Genomic DNA, 16,235 nt, shown 5'->3' on the forward strand with positions numbered 1-16,235 from the left:
GCAAGATGGCACGGACCAGTTCACGGGCCTGGCAACGCATGTTGTCAGGACGCCGCCTAGATATTCTTGACCCCTCGCCGATGGATGTCGAACTGCCCGACATCGCGCATGGCCTGGCCCGCGTTGCCCGCTGGAACGGCCAAACCTATGGCGATTACCCGTTTTCGGTGGCCCAGCACTCAGTGCTGGTGCTCGAGCTGTTTCGCGCCAGCAACCCCGATGCAACACCCATTGCCCTGCTTCAGGCGCTGCTGCACGACGCCCCCGAATATGTGATGGGCGACATCATCTCGCCCTTCAAGGCAGCGATGGGCGGCAATTACAAGGACGTTGAAAACCGCCTGCTTTCCGCGATTTTCCTGCGCTTTTCGCTGCCCGCAGCGATGACCGGAGCGGTCGCAAAGCTGGTCAAGAAAGCAGACCGCGAGGCCGCGTTTTTCGAGGCGGTTCATCTGGCGGGCTTTGAGGAATCAGAGGCGCGCAAATTCTTCGGCGCACCGGGCCAACCAGCCTTTGATGTCGATGCATTCGACCGGTTGATCCGCCCCTGGCCCACAGGCGAGGCGCATGATCGCTTCGTGGCGGCCTTCGAAGCAATTTCCCTTTAGTACCAGCACTTTGGCGGCTGTGTATATTAACCTTAACAAGGGATGAACTTTGCGTGTGACAGGTGGCTATGGTTTTTATTCCGTTAACGCGAAACCCGGTTTCGCTTCATTCCGGGACGGAAATCATGGACCTGCCAAGCCGCCACATTCTGATTGGGATGACCTTGGGTGCCATGTGCGCCAGCGTATTGGCTGTCACCGGCCCGGGCGCAGTGGTTGAAACCTTTGCTGACGAGATGCTGAAACCAGCGGTCGTGGCGCCGGGCTTTGACACCACCAAGCTGGTCAGGTTCGAAGACCGGGATTACGAAATTCGGGCCGAAAACTGGGTGTCGCAGGACCCCATTTCGTCCGATGTGGTCAAGAAGGTCGAAGGCGGCCGGGTGTCTTACGTGACCATTGCCACCACCAGCACCGGCACCTATTCGACCGACGGGCTGTTCTCCAACAAGGTGCAATATCCCGGCATCACGGTGGAAGACGTGACCTATCGCCCCAATAATTTCTTCTATTGGCGCAGTGGCGGCTGGTCGAGCTTCAACAGCCGCAAGGTCAACTCGTTCCTCTATATCCGCTCGGGCGACACGCGCGTTAGCACCTGGGGCAATCGCACCTGCGTCAGCGGCAAGGGCTTCCGGGTCTGCTGATCAGCCGAACAGCCAGCCTGCCTTGAAGCGATAGAAAACGTGCAAGCCGATCTGGGTCAGCTTGGTCATGCGGGGCGCCCAGGCCGGGCGGACATAGGTAGCGTGATAGTGCGTCGCGTCGGCCACTTCGGTCAGGTAAAGCTCACCATCGGTGAAGCGACGGGAGATGTCCTCGGCCTGCGCCCATGACTTGGCGTCGTTGATGGATTCGGGAATACCGTCACAGGCAAAGGAGAACTGGCAGGCATTGCGCTTGGTCTGGTTCTGAAACACCACGCCGCAAATGGTATTGGGATAGCGACGATCCTTGACCCGGTTGAGCACCACCTGTGCCACGGCCACCTGGCCGCGATAGCTTTCGCCGCGCGCCTCAAAGTAGATTGCCGTGGACAGGCACCACAGTTCCTTGTCCGAGGTGGCAATGGCCTGTCCGGTTGCAAAGCCGCCGGTGACAGGTGCCGTTTCACGGGCATAGGCGAGCTGCTCAGAGGCCAGCATTGGCATTGGGGTAGCGTCGCTGGTTGGGGCGATACCGGCAATGGCGTCGAGCGCGGCTGCCGTGGATGGATTGATGGCCGCAATGGACATGCGCGGCCCGATCTCGACGTCGCCGGTCGGCTCGATATCGGCAAAGCGCGTCTGGCCCATGGTGGGATCAGCGGGCGCACGCAGGGCTGCCAGGCGGGTACGCACTTCGGCAAAGCTGCGTGAGAAGGCCAGTGCATCGACGGCGGGGCGAACGCGATCGCCCTTCTCGGCGCGATTGGGACCAGTGAAACTGGCAGAAGCAAACAGATTGTTGACCGACCCGGTAATGACGGGATCAACGCCGGAATAGGACAGGCTGGCACTGGCCAGTTTGATTTCGGTGGGAAGTGTTTCAGCGAGGTCGGCAACCGGGCCGAAAGCACCGCCAGTCAGGGCGGCATAGCTCAGCAATCCGAGTGCGGCTACAGCCACAAATCTGGCGATAGGGCGCCCGCGGCGAACCGCTTTAGCCGCGCGCAAACGCGCCACTGGCCGGTGGGAAAAAACCATCTACGCAACTCAACACAACGCAACACAACTACTGATCGGCGATAGAGACGCTAGAATGCCGACAGTGGTGATGATGACTTATTAGGGTTAGCAGCGCGTAAACGGCGTTTTGGGCATGGCAATGGTGCAACCGTGGCACGGAGTGGGCATTGCTGTGATTGGAGCGCGAAGGACGGTTCTAGATGCCGCAGGCCGCGCGGACCGGGACGACTTCAGCGATGAAGGCATCAACCCGGAAGCGGACGGAAAGCGAGCGGGAATTGACCGGGGTTACCCGCGCGGTGAGGTTTGTTGCGCCGGCCAGACCGTCCAGAAACGCGGCAGCGTCGCGGCTATTGTCGAGCACAATGGCCGTGTTGTCAGTGTTGACCGGCAAGGTCTGACTGCGGGCAGCGCGCAGATCGTATTGCAGGGTAATCCCCGCATCGCGACCCAGGGCCGACATGGTGTTGCCGGCAAAGGCAAAGGCCACACTGAGCACATCGGCATCACAGGTTACCGTCATGGTGGCTGGCGCACGACCACTGGGCCGGGCGGGGATCAGGGTTTCCGATTGCAACGTTACGCTCAGCCCGCTCTGGGCGGCGGCGGTGTCGCGGAACAGCCCATCATAACAGGCCAGACGTTCAACATCGGTCTCGATCAAAACGCATTGCGAAATGCCCGTCTGGGCGAATGCAACGGGCATTGGCGCCGCAAACAGGGGCAGTAGTGCTAGAGCCGACAATCGTTTCACGTCGATAAAGTCCCATCCCATTGTGCTGACTTGGTGCCAGCTTGTTCCCCCTGCATATAGGGATTGTGCGACCGCTATTTAAGCGGTGGCCTGCGCCAGTGTCAGCCGGGCAACGGGCACACGATAGGGTGAACAACTGACATAGTCGACGCCCAGCCCCGAGAAGAACTTGAGCGAGGCCGGATCGCCGGCATGTTCGCCGCATATACCGATCTTGAGCCGCGGATTAGCCGCCCTGCCCCGTTCGATGGCCATGGCGATCAACTCGCCCACGCCTTTCTCGTCAATGGTTACGAACGGATCACGCTCATAGATCCCCTTGCGTTGATAGGCGGCCAGGAATGTTGGCGCATCATCGCGCGAAATGCCGAAGGTTGTCTGGGTCAGATCATTGGTACCGAAGGAAAAGAAATCGACCATATTGGCGATATCGCCCGCGCGCAGGCAGGCGCGCGGCAGTTCGATCATGGTGCCAAAGGAGAGTTTGACCCGCTCGGTGCGCAACAGTCCCGAATTGGCGGCGATGGTATTCATGCGCTCGCGCACAAAGGCGACTTCGCTGGCGGTCGAGACGAAGGGCACCATGACCTCGACGGCCACCGGCTCGTCCTGGCTTTCGCTGGCCGCACGCACGCCGGCTATGATGGCCTGCATCTGCATGGAAAGGATTTCGGGATAGGTGATGGCCAGCCGGACGCCGCGATGACCCAGCATCGGATTGACCTCGGCTATGCGTTCGAGGCGCAAGCGCAACTGGCGCACGGCGAGGCCGAGTGACGCGGCGGTTTCCTCGATGTCTTCGTCGGTGCGGGGCAGGAATTCGTGCAGTGGCGGGTCGAACAGCCGCACGGTGACCGGGCGCCCCTTCATGGCCGAGAACAGCGCCGAATAATCGCCGGTCTGATAGCCGACCAGACCATTGACGGCCTGACTGCGATCATCCTCGTCTTCGCTCAGGATCATGCGTCGCAGGGCGACCATGCGTTCGGGCGAAAAGAACATGTGTTCGCTGCGGGCCAGACCGATGCCCTCGGCGCCAAAGCTGAGCGCCGTCATCGCCGATTCCACGGTCTCGGCATTGGTGCGCACCGCAATCTTGCGCGAGGCATCGGACCAGTCGAGCAGTGTGCCAATGGCACCACCGATATGGGGCTGGGCCAGCGGCAATGTGCCGACATAGACAGTGCCGTCGCTGCCATCGATGGTGAGCTGATCGCCGGTACGGAATTCGCGCTCACCGATCCAGCAGATCATTTCGCTGGCGTCGACCGACAGCGTGCGCACGCCCGCAACGCAAGGCTTGCCGGTGATGCGGGCCACCACGCCGGCATGGCTGGACATGCCGCCGCGCGCTGTCAAAATGCCGGTAGCGGCCTTCATACCCTCGATATCGGCGGGGCCGGTTTCGTTGACCACCAGAATGCAGTGCTTGCCGCGCGCCCGTAGACGCGCCGCATCTTCGGGGTTGAATACGATGGTGCCACTGGCCGCACCGGGCGAGACGCCCAACCCCATCGCAATGGGGGCAGCGCCACCGGTGGATTTGAGCCGGGGATGCAGCAATTGGGTCAGGCGGGCCGGATCGACGCGGCTGACGGCGTTCTGCGGCGACCAGACCTTGCGCTTGACCCGGTCAACCGCGGCCTCGAGATCGGCGGCCGCCGACGCCTGAAACGGGCGAGCTGACAGAAACTGCAGCTTGCCGCGCTGAACGGCCACGGCGCAGCACATATGCCGCCCCGCCTTGGCGTCGACCAGCGCCACGAGGGCATCAACCGATTCGGGCAATTTGGGCAGCGGCGCGCCATCGAGCGGCGCCGGGCCCAGAGCCCCGGTCGTGCCGTTGCGGGTGAGGAACTGTTCGATCTCGCCACCGGTCTGGGCCTGCACGAGAATGATCTGCTTGCTGCGATCATCATCGGGGCGCCCGGTCCAGCCATGGCCAAAGCCATAGCTGTCAAAGGCGTTCTTGATCGCCTTAGCCAATGCGCGGTGGGGGTCGACCGAATCTTCGGGATTGGCCGGGGCCGCGATACCCAGCTTTGCGGGCATCAGGCCTGCATTGTGCTTGGCGGCGGAGGTGCGCACCACAAGCGGGGGCGGCGCTCCATCCTTGTCGACCAGCTTGAACAGACAGGCGACCCAGTGGGTGCGCAGCCGTACATCCTTGCGCGTGCGTTCAGACTGCAAGGCCTCCCATGCAGCGCGAGTCAAAACGATGGTGGGGATGGTCGGAAATCCGGCTTCACCGACACGATAAATCCAGCGCGCTTTGCCGCTGAGCAGCTTGAGCTGGCTCGCAGACAGGTTCGCCTTCCCCATTGCGGGGGCAATCGCGAACATTTCCTGCGCCAAACTCACGGGTAAGTCCTTGCTTTTCTTGCACCGGCATCATGCCTGTGCCTGTTGGTCGCTGCAACAAGACTTGACTTGCCGGCGTGACGAAAGCATCTCATCTCATATGGAAAAGCGGCCACAACTAGACATTCTGCTCTGCGCCCCCCGCGGTTTTTGCGCCGGGGTCGATCGCGCCATCCAGATTGTTGAACTCGCCCTCGAGAAATACGGCGCTCCTGTCTATGTGCGTCACGCCATCGTTCATAACAAATATGTGGTCGATGGTCTGCGTGACAAAGGCGCCATTTTTGTCGAGGAATTGAGCGAAATACCGGAGACCGAAGCACCGGTGGTGTTCTCGGCTCATGGCGTTCCGAAATCTGTGCCGGCTGATGCCAAGAGCCGCAATATGTTCTTTCTGGACGCCACCTGCCCGCTGGTGAGCAAGGTGCATGTCGAGGCGCAGCGTCATTTTGCCGAAGGTCACGAAATCGTGCTGATCGGCCACAAGGGCCATCCTGAAGTCGTGGGCACTATGGGGCAATTGCCGCTTGGCGCCATCACGCTGATCGAGACCGTGGCCGATGCCATGGTGTTTGAGCCGCGCGATCCCGACACGCTGGCGTTTGTCACCCAGACCACACTGTCGGTTGACGACACCCGCGAGATCGTCAACGCGCTCAAGGAACGCTTTCCGGCCATCAATGGCCCGCACAAGGAAGACATCTGCTACGCTACCACCAACCGGCAGGAGGCCATCAAGGCCGTCGCGCCCGAGGTGGATGCCATGATCGTTGTTGGCTCGCCCAATTCATCCAATTCGCTGCGTCTTGTGGAAGTCGCCGAAAGAGCAGGCTGCAAGGTCTCCATGCTGGTGGACCGTGCGTCGGAAATTGACTGGGCACGGTTTGAGGGCATCAGGACACTGGGCGTATCAGCGGGGGCTTCGGCGCCCGAGAAGCTGGTCGACGAGGTGATCGAAGCCTTTGCCCAACGCTATGACATCAAGGTTGAGGCCCGGGTGACCGCCAAGGAAAACATCGCCTTCAACATTCCGCGCGAGCTGCGGGCGATCGAAGCTGCCGCCACGCAATGATCGATCGCGTCTTGATTGAGACCGACCGCTTGTTGCTGTCTGGATGGTCGATGGATCAACTGCCAGATCTGGTTCGCCTGCATGGCGATCCCGAGATTGCCAGATATCTCAGCGCCAGCGGCGAACCCTGGTCCCAGGCGCAGGCAGAAGCGGCGCTGGCAGGCTGGATCGAACTGTTCGAAACCCGCCAGCTGGGCAAGTTGCGGGTGACGCGCAAATCCGACGGTGTCCTGATCGGACGAGCGGGCTATGGGATTTATCCCCGCACAGGCGAACCCGAGCTAGGATATGCCCTGTTTGGTAAGCACCATGGTCAGGGTTATGCGACAGAAGCGGCATCGGCACTGCGCGACTGGATCTTTGCCGAGACCGAGCATAACCACTTCATCGGCTTTGCCGATACGCGCAATGAGCCCTCGCTGGCAGTGCTAAGGCGGATCGGCATGGTGCCGACGCATCTGGAAACGGAGCCAGGGGGACTTGTCTGCCAGTTCCACGTCTATAACCGGCCGAGGGCGCATGACTGACACGGTGATTATCCACACTGACGGCGCCTGTTCGGGCAATCCTGGCCCCGGTGGCTGGGGCGCCATTCTGCAATATGGCGACAAGACCAAGGAATTGTGCGGCGGCGCTGAGCTGACCACCAACAACAAAATGGAACTGACCGCCGCCATTGAGGCGCTCAACGCGTTGACGCGACCCTGCGAGATCGAACTCCACACCGACAGCCAATATGTCAAGAACGGCGTGCAAAGCTGGATGAAGGGCTGGAAGAAAAACGGCTGGCGCACGGCCGACAAGAAGCCGGTCAAGAACCTCGAACTCTGGCAGGCGCTCGATGAGGCCACCAAGCGCCACAGCATTGACTGGCGCTGGGTCAAGGGCCATGCCGGACACGATCTGAACGAGCGCGCCGATCAGCTCGCCAATGATGGCATGGCGCCGTTCAAGAACGGTCGCTAGGGCGCCGGTTCAGCACGGTCTGGGCCAGTGGCTTGAGTGCCTTGGCGATCGGGGCGATGACAAAGCCCACGACAGGGATCAACAGACCGCCCAGGATCAGGCCACCGATCCCGTCGATCAGCGCCATCATGAACCAGCCCGCAAACCCTGCAATAGCGGGCAGAGCGTGCGCGGCCCACTCGGACGCGCCTTCGATGAAGTGCTCGGGCCCGGTGATGCCGAATTCGACCAGACCATGGGCAATGATGCCGCCGCCGACCCAGATCATGGCGGCGGTGCCGACCACGCTTAGAGCCTGCATGAACGCAGGCATGCCCTTGACCAGTGCCCGGCCAAAACCGCGGCCTGCGCCGGTACGGCCATTCTTGGCCATCCACAGGCCGAAGTCGTCTCCCTTCACGATCAAAGCAACACCGCCATAGACCACCACGGTGATGCCAATGGCCACCAGAGCCAGGATCAAGGCGCGCGAGATGACGTCTGGCGCCTCAATGGCCGAGAGGGCAATGGTCATGATTTCCGCGGACAGGATGAAATCGGTCTGGATCGCGCCAGCGATCTTCTGGTCTTCAAGCGCCTCGGCATTGACGGCGACAGGTTCAAGACCAGCCTCATGGGCCTCTGCCTCATGCGGCGCGAGGGCATGGAACACTTTCTCGGCGCCCTCATAACAGAGATAGGCCCCGCCGATCATCAGCAGCGGGGTGATGAGCCAAGGCACGAACGTGCTGAGCACCAGTGCTGCCGGCAACAGGATGATGAGCTTGTTCTTGATTGAGCCGCGCGCGATGGCCCCGACAATGGGAAGCTCGCGATCTGCGCTGAAGCCGTCAACATAGCGCGGCGTCACCGCCGCATCGTCGATCACCGCGCCTGCTGCCTTGACCCCGGCCTTGGCAGCCTGTCCGGCAATATCGTCCAGTGACGCAGCGGCCACCTTGACCAGACCGGCAACATCATCAAGCAGTGCAAGCAGTCCGACGCTCATCGAGAATCCCCCATATACAAGGCCCGACCATAGCGATGACTAGCCGGCGCGCAACTGGTCCTGAGCCTCACTGTCGATCCAGTCCTGGCCGCCCATCGCCTTTACCAACGGTCCAAGCCACTCTTTGTATCCCTCGAACTTGCCGACAGAGCGCGAATAAATCTTCTGGCGCACCTGCCACTGGCTGGCGGTGTGGATCTGGCGGCTATCGCGCTCGGGCGTAAGACAGGCATCATCCCAGTCCAGACCGACAAAGTCGATCAGCCGCCGCGATTGACCATCGGGGTCGGCGACCAGCATCTCGTAACTGAGATCAAGAATGGGCAGGTTCAGCGTGCGCTTCCACAGCGTCATGATATCGGCCGTCTGGCGGATGCGCTCGCCCAGGTCGGTCTGACGAAAGGCAAAGCCGTGGCCAGCGTTGAACCGGGTGAACAGGTTGGAAAGGCCGCAATCGAGTGGATGGCGCCGCATGTGAATGATCCGCGCGTTGGGAAACAGCGCCGCGATCAGCCCCACCCGGAAGGCATTGTCGGGCGTTTTGTCGGTGAGCACGCGGGTCCCTTCAGGGGCACCGGCGCGCATGGCGCGCAGGCCCTGTTCGGCGCTGGCCCGCAGTGTGTCGCGGCCCAATTGCGTCAATCGATCCGGCTTTCCCTGGAGCAGGTTGTGCTCGAGCGCACCCAGAGTTGGGGTTTCGCCCAGCGCGAACACGGCGGGATGACGGTTGAGGATCGCTTCGGCCAGGGTCGTTCCCGAGCGCGGCATGCCCACAATGAACACCGGCGCGGGGCCCGGTGGTTTGCCACGCGCCTGCGGTATTGTTCCAGCTTCAGCCTGTGCCGTCAGGCTCTGCATGCGCTGGCGCTGAGGGCCATTGTCATAGCGGCGATCGGCCAGCCAGTTGGCCTCGATGCAGAAATGCATGGCCCGGGCATGATTGCCCAGATCGGCATAGACCTTGGCCAGGCCAAAGCACAAAAACTCCAGCGCCTGACGGGCGAGCGTGCCAGAGCCATAAAGCGTGAGCATATCGCGGACCGTCTGATCCTCGGTGGTGAAGCGTTGGTTCTGGACCAGTGCATAAAACGCCATGGTATCGTCAGGCCGGATGCGCAGCGCTTGGGCAAAGCTGTCACGCGCACCAGCCATATCGCCGCTGGATGCCTGCAGCGTCGCCAGATTGTGCCAATAGGGCGCCGTGCCGGGCGCCAGCGTCACGGCGCGCTCCAGCAAGGCGATGCACTCTTGCACCGGATGGCCTAGTTCCCATTCGGCCATGGCGACGCAGACCATGGCAGAGGGGTTGTCGGGATCATCGCTCAATATCTGGCGGGCAATGCGACTGGCGTCGACAAAGCGCCGGGCAGACACCATGTGCCAGGCGCCCTCGAGAGGGGATAGTGCAAGTTTCAAGGCTGGGAATTCTCAACAGGTCGCCGGGAGGAGGCGACGTCGGCACTGTGGTGAGGTTGAGCCGGCACCACAAGTTACAGTGCATTACAGATTCGTAACGCCGGTAATGCGCCGACCAGCCCCCAGGCCAAGCCCGTCATTGGCGGCCAGTCACGGGAGTATGACTTGCATGCGCACGCCGAAACGGGCTGAGTCAGCGCCATGAAATGGCTTGTCTCACTGATGCTGAGTTTTCTGGCGCTGACTGCGCCTGCGCTGGCGCAATTCCCGCCGCCGGGCATCTATGTCTGCATTGATGGCCACGGCGCGGCCTTTGGCACGCTGAGCCTGTTTGTGGCCGGCGATTATGACATTGCCTCCGAAACCATTCCGCGCGGGCAAGGTCAGGTCACCTCATCAGGCTCCCATGTCACGGCACAGAGTGGTCCGCTGGCCGACATCGGTCTGACCGGCCACTTCGTCACCGACGACTATGGCGACACGGTCTTCGACTTCGAGACCAGCATGGGCGCGCTCAAATGCGCCCTGCCCCAGGGCTAGGCGAATTGCCTAGCCGGCGACCTTGGAGAAATCGGCAACCAGATGCATGGTGTCGCGCAGGCGTGCCAGCAGGTTTAGTCGGTTGGTGCGCACGGCGGCGTCGTCGTCATTGACCATTACGGCGGTAAAGAACGCATCCACAGGGCCCCGCAACGAGGCCAGTTCGGCCATTGCGCCCTTATAGTCATCCTGGGCCACGTGGGTGCTCACGGCGGCGTTGACGGCATCAACGGCAAAGGCCAGCGCAGTTTCTTCGGGCAGCTTGAGTGCATCCTGGGAGACGGTACCGGCATAGCTGGTGCCGTCCTTTTTCTCTTCGGCAGCCAGAATATTGGCAGCGCGCTTGTAGCCCGCCAGCAGGTTCTGGCCATCGGAGGATGACAGCAGGGTCGAGAGTGCCTCAGCGCGCTGGGCAATCTGCAGCATGTCATCGCTGTCTTCGGCTATCACGGCATCGACCAGATCATGGCGGGCGCCGGTATCACGCAACATGACTTTGAGGCGATCATGGAAGAATGCCAGCAGATCGGCTTCCACCGTGAGCGGCAGCTTGAGATTGTTCTCGATGATGATGCGGATCACGCCGAGCGCGGCGCGGCGCAGGGCAAACGGATCCCGCGAACCGGTAGGCTTTTCATCGATGGCCCAGAAGCCGGTCAGCAGGTCGAGCTTGTCGGCCAGTGCCACGGCAATCGAGGTCGGCTCGGTGGGCACCTTGTCGGTGGGGCCGAGCGGCTTGTAGTGCATTTCGACGGCCGTCGCGATGTCGGCGGGCTCGCCCTGGGCGGCGGCGTAATAGCGCCCCATGAGCCCCTGCAGTTCGGGAAACTCACCGACCATGCCGGTGGTCAGATCGGCCTTGGCAATCATGGCGGCACGCTTGGCGCGCTCGGGATCGGCACCGACCTTTGGTGCGATCTCACCGGCCAGCTTCACCAGTCGCTCGACGCGGGCAAACTGGCTGCCCAGCTTGGCGTGGAACACGGTGTCTTCGAGCTTGGGTAGACCGTGTTCAAGCGGCAGCGCCAGATCGCCTTCGTAGAAGAACATGGCGTCGCTGAGCCGGGCGCGAATGACGCGCTCATTGCCCGCGGTGATCACCGTGCCGCCATCGCTGGCTTCGGTATTGGCGGTGATGATGAAATTGGGCGCCAGCTTGCCGCTGGCGTCACGCAGGCAGAAACATTTCTGATTGGCGCGAATGGTGGCGATGATGACTTCTTCAGGCAATTTGAGGAAATCGGGTTCGAATGTGCCCATCATCACGACGGGCCATTCGACCAGACCCGCAACCTCTTCGAGCAGGCCTTCATCAGTGATCACGGTCAGCCCCTGGGCAAAGGCCAGCTGCTCGGCGTCGGTCTTGATGATGTCCTTGCGACGGTCAATGTCGAGCACGACCTTGGCGCGCTCCAGCGCGGTCACATAGTCATCGAAACGACGTACCTTGATCGGCTCGGGCGCCAGAAAGCGGTGACCAAAGGTGGTTTGGCCCGAGGTCAGTTCATTGGAGTCAAACGGGATGACGATGGGCTCTTCGTTCTCCGCGCCGAAAGTCGCGGTGATGGCGCGCAGCGGGCGCACCCAGTTGAAGCTGCCACTGCCCCAGCGCATGGACTTCGACCATGGGAAGTCGGTCAGCACTTTTGGCAGTATGGTCGACAAGAGCGTCACGGCATCAGCGCCGGGCTTTTCGATCAGCGCGACGTAGAAATCACCCTTTTTCGGATCGCTCTCGACCTTGGCCTGATCAATCGAGGTCAGCCCTGCCCCGCGCAAAAAGCCATCAATGGCCTGCTGCGGCGCGCCAACCTTGGGGCCCTTCTTTTCTTCGCGGGTATCGGGCGAGCGCGCAGGCAAGCCGGTGACGGTCAGCGCCAGGCGGCGTGGCGTCACGAAAGCCTTGGCACCCTCATAGACCAGACCGGCATCGACCAGTGCATTGGTGACCAATTTCTTGAGGTCATCGGCCGCGCGCCGTTGCAGGCGGGCCGGGATTTCCTCGGAAAAGAGTTCGAGCAGCAGTTCGGGCATAGGGGATACCAAGGGTTAGAAAGGCGCGGATTTGCTTAACTTGGGCGGGCGGCGATGTCTACAAGACGATTACCAACCGCCGCCACCGCCACCGCCGCCACCGCCGCCAGAAAACCCACCGCCGGATGACCCGGACGAGCTCGATTGCACTGGTTGAGCGGCAACCATGGCCGCCGTCATTGAGCTGGCTGCGGCGCTGACCGCGGTCGTCATGTTGGAGGCAGCGCTACGGGCTCGGCCAACATTGCCGCCGCTATACCAGCCGGGGGCGTAGTGATCCGGCGCATCGACCACAGCGTGACGAGCCAACTCAGCTTCGAAGTGCTCGCTCCAGGGCTTTTCCACCTGCAACGCGATGGCGAATGGCAGCAAGCGCTCAAAGCGCTCCACCGTCATGGGCGGCACGTCGCTCATGTTCATGCGGTCTTTTTCGGCTGTCTCAAGGTACATTTTGAGGCCGTCGATTTCGTCCATCACCTTGCGTCCCTGCAGCGTGGGCGCCCGCATCAGGAAGGCGAACACGATGGTGACAATGACGATTGAGACTGCAGAGACCGAGGCAACATTGATGGTCAGGCTGGTGAGACTGTCAAACGCCAGCCCCACAATATTGACGCCGGCAATGAGCACCCAGATGGCAATGAAGACACGCGACAGATAGCGCTTTTGAAAGCCCTTGGAGATCAGGCCACCCAGTGAGGACAGCAGGATGCCCAGCGCGACCGAGCCAATCAGCCAAAGCGGATCGAGAATGTCGAGGAACACCATGCCTGCCAGCAAACCAATACCGAGCAGATAGCCAAGCACGGAATAGCCGGTATTGTTCTTGAACCAGACAAGCCGGTTTTCCTGTGTGATGGCCGTGGTGAAGGCATTGCGGCGCTTGGCGAGTTCGGGACCGGTGGACTTGTTGATCACGACGGCGTCTCGCGACTGCAGATACTCAAACACCACTTCCTCACCGGGCGGCAAGGTTTCGGCGGGCTGTTTCCCCGTTCTGGCCAGCCGGAGGTTCTTGGTGGAATTATCAATAGTGATCAGGCCTTTGACGCCCAGATTGAAGATTGCGGCGGTCAGCGCGGTCCAGCCACTGTCGCTAAAACCCCATTTGTGGATGTAGTGGACCAGAGCGGGCGAAAATCCGGCCGGCGCGTGAAAGCGCGGGATAATGACGCCCTTCTGCGGATCGCGACCCACGCGGAACCAGGCCAGCGCATTATAGGCGGCCGCCAGCAAGGCGGCGATCACGGGGATGATGCTGTCGCGCAGATCGGCTACCTGCTGGCTCAATGCCGCAACGCCGGTGGGATATACGATGACACCCTTGTCAAAGGAGACCGCCACGGTCAGCCCCTCGCCCGGCCCCAAGGCCCTGGTGGTCTTGAAGGCAACAGTCTGATCGGTAAGACGGCGTATGTCAGCGCCCTGCTTGGTTGAGCCGACTGGTCCGGTATAGGCCGACACATCAGAAATGCGGGCACCATCGGGGAGGCGAACGACAGCCTGGGCCGACAGGATCGGGAACACCCAGTAATTGCCAGTCACGTTCCAATAGAGCTCATCGTGATCTTCGAAGGCGCGCGCCATGCGGCTCATGGAATAGGTGATGGTGTAGCTATGGTTGCCATAGTTGAGGAACACATCGGGGTCGCCGATCCAGATCCGCTGGAAATCGCCCATGCGTTCGACCCGGTACGTCTCGGGCTGGCCGTCGCGCTGTACATTGAGAACATCGAAATCGGGGCGAACCTTGCCGCCGTCGCTGCCCGCCAGCACCACTGGAATATCACGGTAGATGCCGCGACGAATTTCATCGCCCTCGGCGTTGACGGTGAGGGTCTCGGTGACCGTTACGGTGCCATCCACCGCCATGGTGATGTCGCTGGCATAGGCGCGAATTTCCTCGCGCGCCACGCCCGGAACGGCCAGCAGCAGGCCGATGAGCAAGGCGATGATCGACCGAAACAAAGCAGGCATTGCGGCTAGTTGAACTTGACGGAAGGGACGGCCCGGTCGGCTTCGTTCTCGAGCTCGAAATATTCGGCCTTCTGGAAGCCGAAATTGTTGGCGACCAGATTGGAGGGGAAGCTCTCGACCATCACGTTGAGATTGCGGGTGGCGCCATTGTAGTAGCGGCGCGACATCTGGATTTCGTCCTCGACACCCTGCAAGGCCGACTGGAACTCAAGAAATGTCGTGTTGGCCTTGAGGTCGGGATAGGACTCCGCGATGGCGAGCAGGCGCCCCAGAGCCGATGAGAGCTGACCTTCGGCTGCGGCGCGCTGTTCGGGCGAGCCATTGGCGGCGCCGGTGGCAGCCGCACGAGCATTGGTAACCGCTTCGAGCGTCTCGCGCTCATGGCTCATATAGCCCTTCACCGTCTCCATCAGGTTGGGGATGAGATCGGTGCGGCGCTTGAGCTGGACATCAATGCCCGACCAGCCTTCTTCGACCATCTGCCGGTTCTTGACGAGGCCATTATAGATGCTGACAGCATAAATGGCGGCAACAACCACCAGACCCAGAATGATCCAACCGATCATGGTGCAGGCTCCCTCAAGCGCTTTTCACATGCTGCGGACACTGGCATTGCCCTGCGATCAGCGCAATGGCTGACGCGCCTATTCCGCGCCGCCACCATCGGTTTGCAGCCAGGCCTCGCCGCAGCTCTTGGACAGCTCTCGAATGCGCAGGATGTAGCTCTGGCGCTCGGTGACCGAGATGACGCCACGGGCATCGAGCATATTGAAGTTATGCGCGGCCTTGAGCACTTGTTCATAGGCGGGAATGGCCATGGTCTGGCGGTTGGCCTCAGCGCCCTTCTTGAGAATGGTCCGGCACTCCTGCTCGGCATCTGCGAAGTGGCGGAACAGCATGTCGGTGTCAGCAGCTTCGAAATTGTACTTGGACTGTTCCTGCTCGTTCTGCAGGAACACGTCGGCATAGGTGACCTTGTCGTCGCCGGCGCCGCCGTTGAAGTTGAGCTCCATGATGGAGTCCACATTCTGCAGATAACAGGCGAGGCGCTCCAGACCATAGGTCAGTTCGCCCGCAACAGGATTGCACTCAAAGCCGGCCACCTGCTGGAAATAGGTGAACTGGCTGACTTCCATGCCGTCGCACCAGACTTCCCAGCCCAGACCCCAGGCGCCCAGCGTGGGGTTCTCCCAGTCGTCCTCGACAAAGCGCAGATCATGCAGTGCAGGGTCCACACCAATCGCATAGAGCGATTTGAGGTAGAGGTCCTGAATATCGGGCGGCGATGGCTTGAGGATCACCTGAAACTGATAATAGTGCTGCAGCCGGTTGGGGTTTTCGCCATAGCGGCCATCGGTGGGGCGGCGCGATGGCTGCGCATAGGCAGCCTTCCAGGGCTTGGGACCCAGCGCGCGCAACACAGTGCCGGTGTGTGAGGTACCGGCGCCCATGGGCATGTCATAGGGCTGCAGAATGACGCAGCCCTGCTCCGCCCAGAATTGCTGCAGCGTGAGGATCAGACCCTGAAACGAATTCCTTGGGTCCATGAATGATGGGCGGTTGGTCATTTGGCAGTCCCTGCTAACTGGGACAAACCTCTAGTTTGGCCGTCCCGCAGGGTCAACGGCGTTTGTCATCATCATCGGGACGGAAGCGGCCATCCTGATCGCGCTTGAGATCGATAATGCCCGGCTTTTCGCGCTCGCGCTGGTCGCGTTCACGGCGCAGGCGACGGGCTTCCTCATCATCGGCCTTGAACTGTCCGGTCCAGTCGCGCCAGATGCGGCGGACACCAAGATAGATGAAAATGCCGATAGCGGCGAAAATCAGGACACGAAGCAGCATTGCGGTC

At 61.3% G+C, this 16,235-nt stretch carries 16 protein-coding genes; 6 read left to right on the forward strand and 10 right to left on the reverse strand.

The window, feature by feature from the left end; genetic code table 11:
- Nucleotides 1-5: 5 nt before the first annotated feature.
- Together AC0L37_RS13355 and AC0L37_RS13360 are read left to right on the forward strand one after the other, a co-directional pair.
- Nucleotides 6-608 (forward strand): HD domain-containing protein, encoded by a 603-nt coding sequence (locus AC0L37_RS13355; RefSeq protein WP_212658787.1) that lies wholly within the window; start codon nt 6-8, stop codon nt 606-608.
- A 125-nt stretch (nt 609-733) separates the two neighbouring features.
- Nucleotides 734-1,255, forward strand: a complete 522-nt coding sequence (locus AC0L37_RS13360; RefSeq protein WP_212658788.1) for a hypothetical protein — start codon at nt 734-736, stop codon at nt 1,253-1,255.
- Here the strand turns inward: AC0L37_RS13360 and AC0L37_RS13365 are convergent, their stop codons facing one another.
- The 3 genes from AC0L37_RS13365 to AC0L37_RS13375 all read right to left on the reverse strand — a co-directional run bounded on the left by AC0L37_RS13365 (nt 1,256) and on the right by AC0L37_RS13375 (nt 5,390).
- On the reverse strand, nt 1,256-2,215 hold the full coding sequence (locus AC0L37_RS13365; protein WP_282220846.1) for a cell wall hydrolase: 960 nt from the start codon (nt 2,213-2,215) through the stop codon (nt 1,256-1,258).
- 256 nt (nt 2,216-2,471) lie between these two features.
- Nucleotides 2,472-2,981, reverse strand: a complete 510-nt coding sequence (locus AC0L37_RS13370) for a hypothetical protein (RefSeq protein WP_282220845.1) — start codon at nt 2,979-2,981, stop codon at nt 2,472-2,474.
- Nucleotides 2,982-3,107: 126 nt separating this feature from the next.
- A complete protein-coding gene (locus AC0L37_RS13375) occupies nt 3,108-5,390 on the reverse strand; it encodes a putative PEP-binding protein (RefSeq protein WP_282220844.1) in 2,283 nt (760 codons plus the stop codon).
- Nucleotides 5,391-5,490: 100 nt separating this feature from the next.
- On the opposite strand from AC0L37_RS13375, the gene ispH reads away from it, so the two are divergent.
- Genes ispH through rnhA form a run of 3 tightly spaced genes read left to right on the forward strand, consistent with a single transcriptional unit; the run spans nt 5,491 to nt 7,428 of the window.
- Nucleotides 5,491-6,462 (forward strand): 4-hydroxy-3-methylbut-2-enyl diphosphate reductase, encoded by a 972-nt coding sequence (gene ispH, locus AC0L37_RS13380; RefSeq protein ID WP_282220843.1) that lies wholly within the window; start codon nt 5,491-5,493, stop codon nt 6,460-6,462.
- A 50-nt stretch (nt 6,463-6,512) separates the two neighbouring features.
- Complete coding sequence (locus AC0L37_RS13385) at nt 6,513-6,989, forward strand: GNAT family N-acetyltransferase (RefSeq protein WP_473313098.1); 477 nt, start codon at nt 6,513-6,515, stop codon at nt 6,987-6,989.
- Nucleotides 6,982-7,428 carry a ribonuclease HI gene (gene rnhA, locus AC0L37_RS13390; protein WP_282220841.1) on the forward strand — a complete coding sequence of 149 codons (447 nt, stop codon included), beginning with the start codon at nt 6,982-6,984 and terminating at the stop codon, nt 7,426-7,428. The genes AC0L37_RS13385 and rnhA overlap by 8 nt, the downstream gene beginning before the upstream one ends.
- Here the strand turns inward: rnhA and AC0L37_RS13395 are convergent.
- Nucleotides 7,412-8,416, reverse strand: a complete 1,005-nt coding sequence (locus tag AC0L37_RS13395; protein WP_269368197.1) for a DUF808 domain-containing protein — start codon at nt 8,414-8,416, stop codon at nt 7,412-7,414. The two genes, rnhA and AC0L37_RS13395, sit on opposite strands and share 17 nt — an antisense overlap.
- A gap of 39 nt (nt 8,417-8,455) precedes the next feature.
- Nucleotides 8,456-9,793: a sulfotransferase family protein gene (locus AC0L37_RS13400; RefSeq protein WP_282220840.1), complete on the reverse strand. Its 1,338-nt coding sequence runs from the start codon at nt 9,791-9,793 to the stop codon at nt 8,456-8,458.
- A gap of 240 nt (nt 9,794-10,033) precedes the next feature.
- Here AC0L37_RS13400 and AC0L37_RS13405 point away from each other — a divergent pair, with 240 nt between their 5' ends.
- Nucleotides 10,034-10,372 (forward strand): hypothetical protein, encoded by a 339-nt coding sequence (locus tag AC0L37_RS13405; protein WP_282220839.1) that lies wholly within the window; start codon nt 10,034-10,036, stop codon nt 10,370-10,372.
- A gap of 9 nt (nt 10,373-10,381) precedes the next feature.
- Here AC0L37_RS13405 and glyS read toward each other — a convergent pair whose 3' ends face one another.
- The 5 genes from glyS to AC0L37_RS13430 all read right to left on the reverse strand — a co-directional run bounded on the left by glyS (nt 10,382) and on the right by AC0L37_RS13430 (nt 16,228).
- Nucleotides 10,382-12,406, reverse strand: coding sequence for a glycine--tRNA ligase subunit beta (gene glyS, locus AC0L37_RS13410; RefSeq protein WP_282220838.1), 2,025 nt, complete (start codon nt 12,404-12,406; stop codon nt 10,382-10,384).
- A gap of 69 nt (nt 12,407-12,475) precedes the next feature.
- Nucleotides 12,476-14,383 carry a DUF2207 domain-containing protein gene (locus AC0L37_RS13415; protein WP_282220837.1) on the reverse strand — a complete coding sequence of 636 codons (1,908 nt, stop codon included), beginning with the start codon at nt 14,381-14,383 and terminating at the stop codon, nt 12,476-12,478.
- Nucleotides 14,384-14,388: 5 nt separating this feature from the next.
- The gene (locus tag AC0L37_RS13420) at nt 14,389-14,949 is read right to left on the reverse strand and encodes a LemA family protein (RefSeq protein WP_212658800.1); all 561 of its coding nucleotides are present in this window, start codon (nt 14,947-14,949) and stop codon (nt 14,389-14,391) included.
- A gap of 78 nt (nt 14,950-15,027) precedes the next feature.
- A complete protein-coding gene (locus AC0L37_RS13425; protein ID WP_282220836.1) occupies nt 15,028-15,951 on the reverse strand; it encodes a glycine--tRNA ligase subunit alpha in 924 nt (307 codons plus the stop codon).
- A gap of 52 nt (nt 15,952-16,003) precedes the next feature.
- The gene (locus tag AC0L37_RS13430; RefSeq protein ID WP_212658802.1) at nt 16,004-16,228 is read right to left on the reverse strand and encodes a hypothetical protein; all 225 of its coding nucleotides are present in this window, start codon (nt 16,226-16,228) and stop codon (nt 16,004-16,006) included.
- Nucleotides 16,229-16,235 lie beyond the last annotated feature (7 nt).

Source organism: Devosia sp. J2-20, assembly GCF_055808475.1.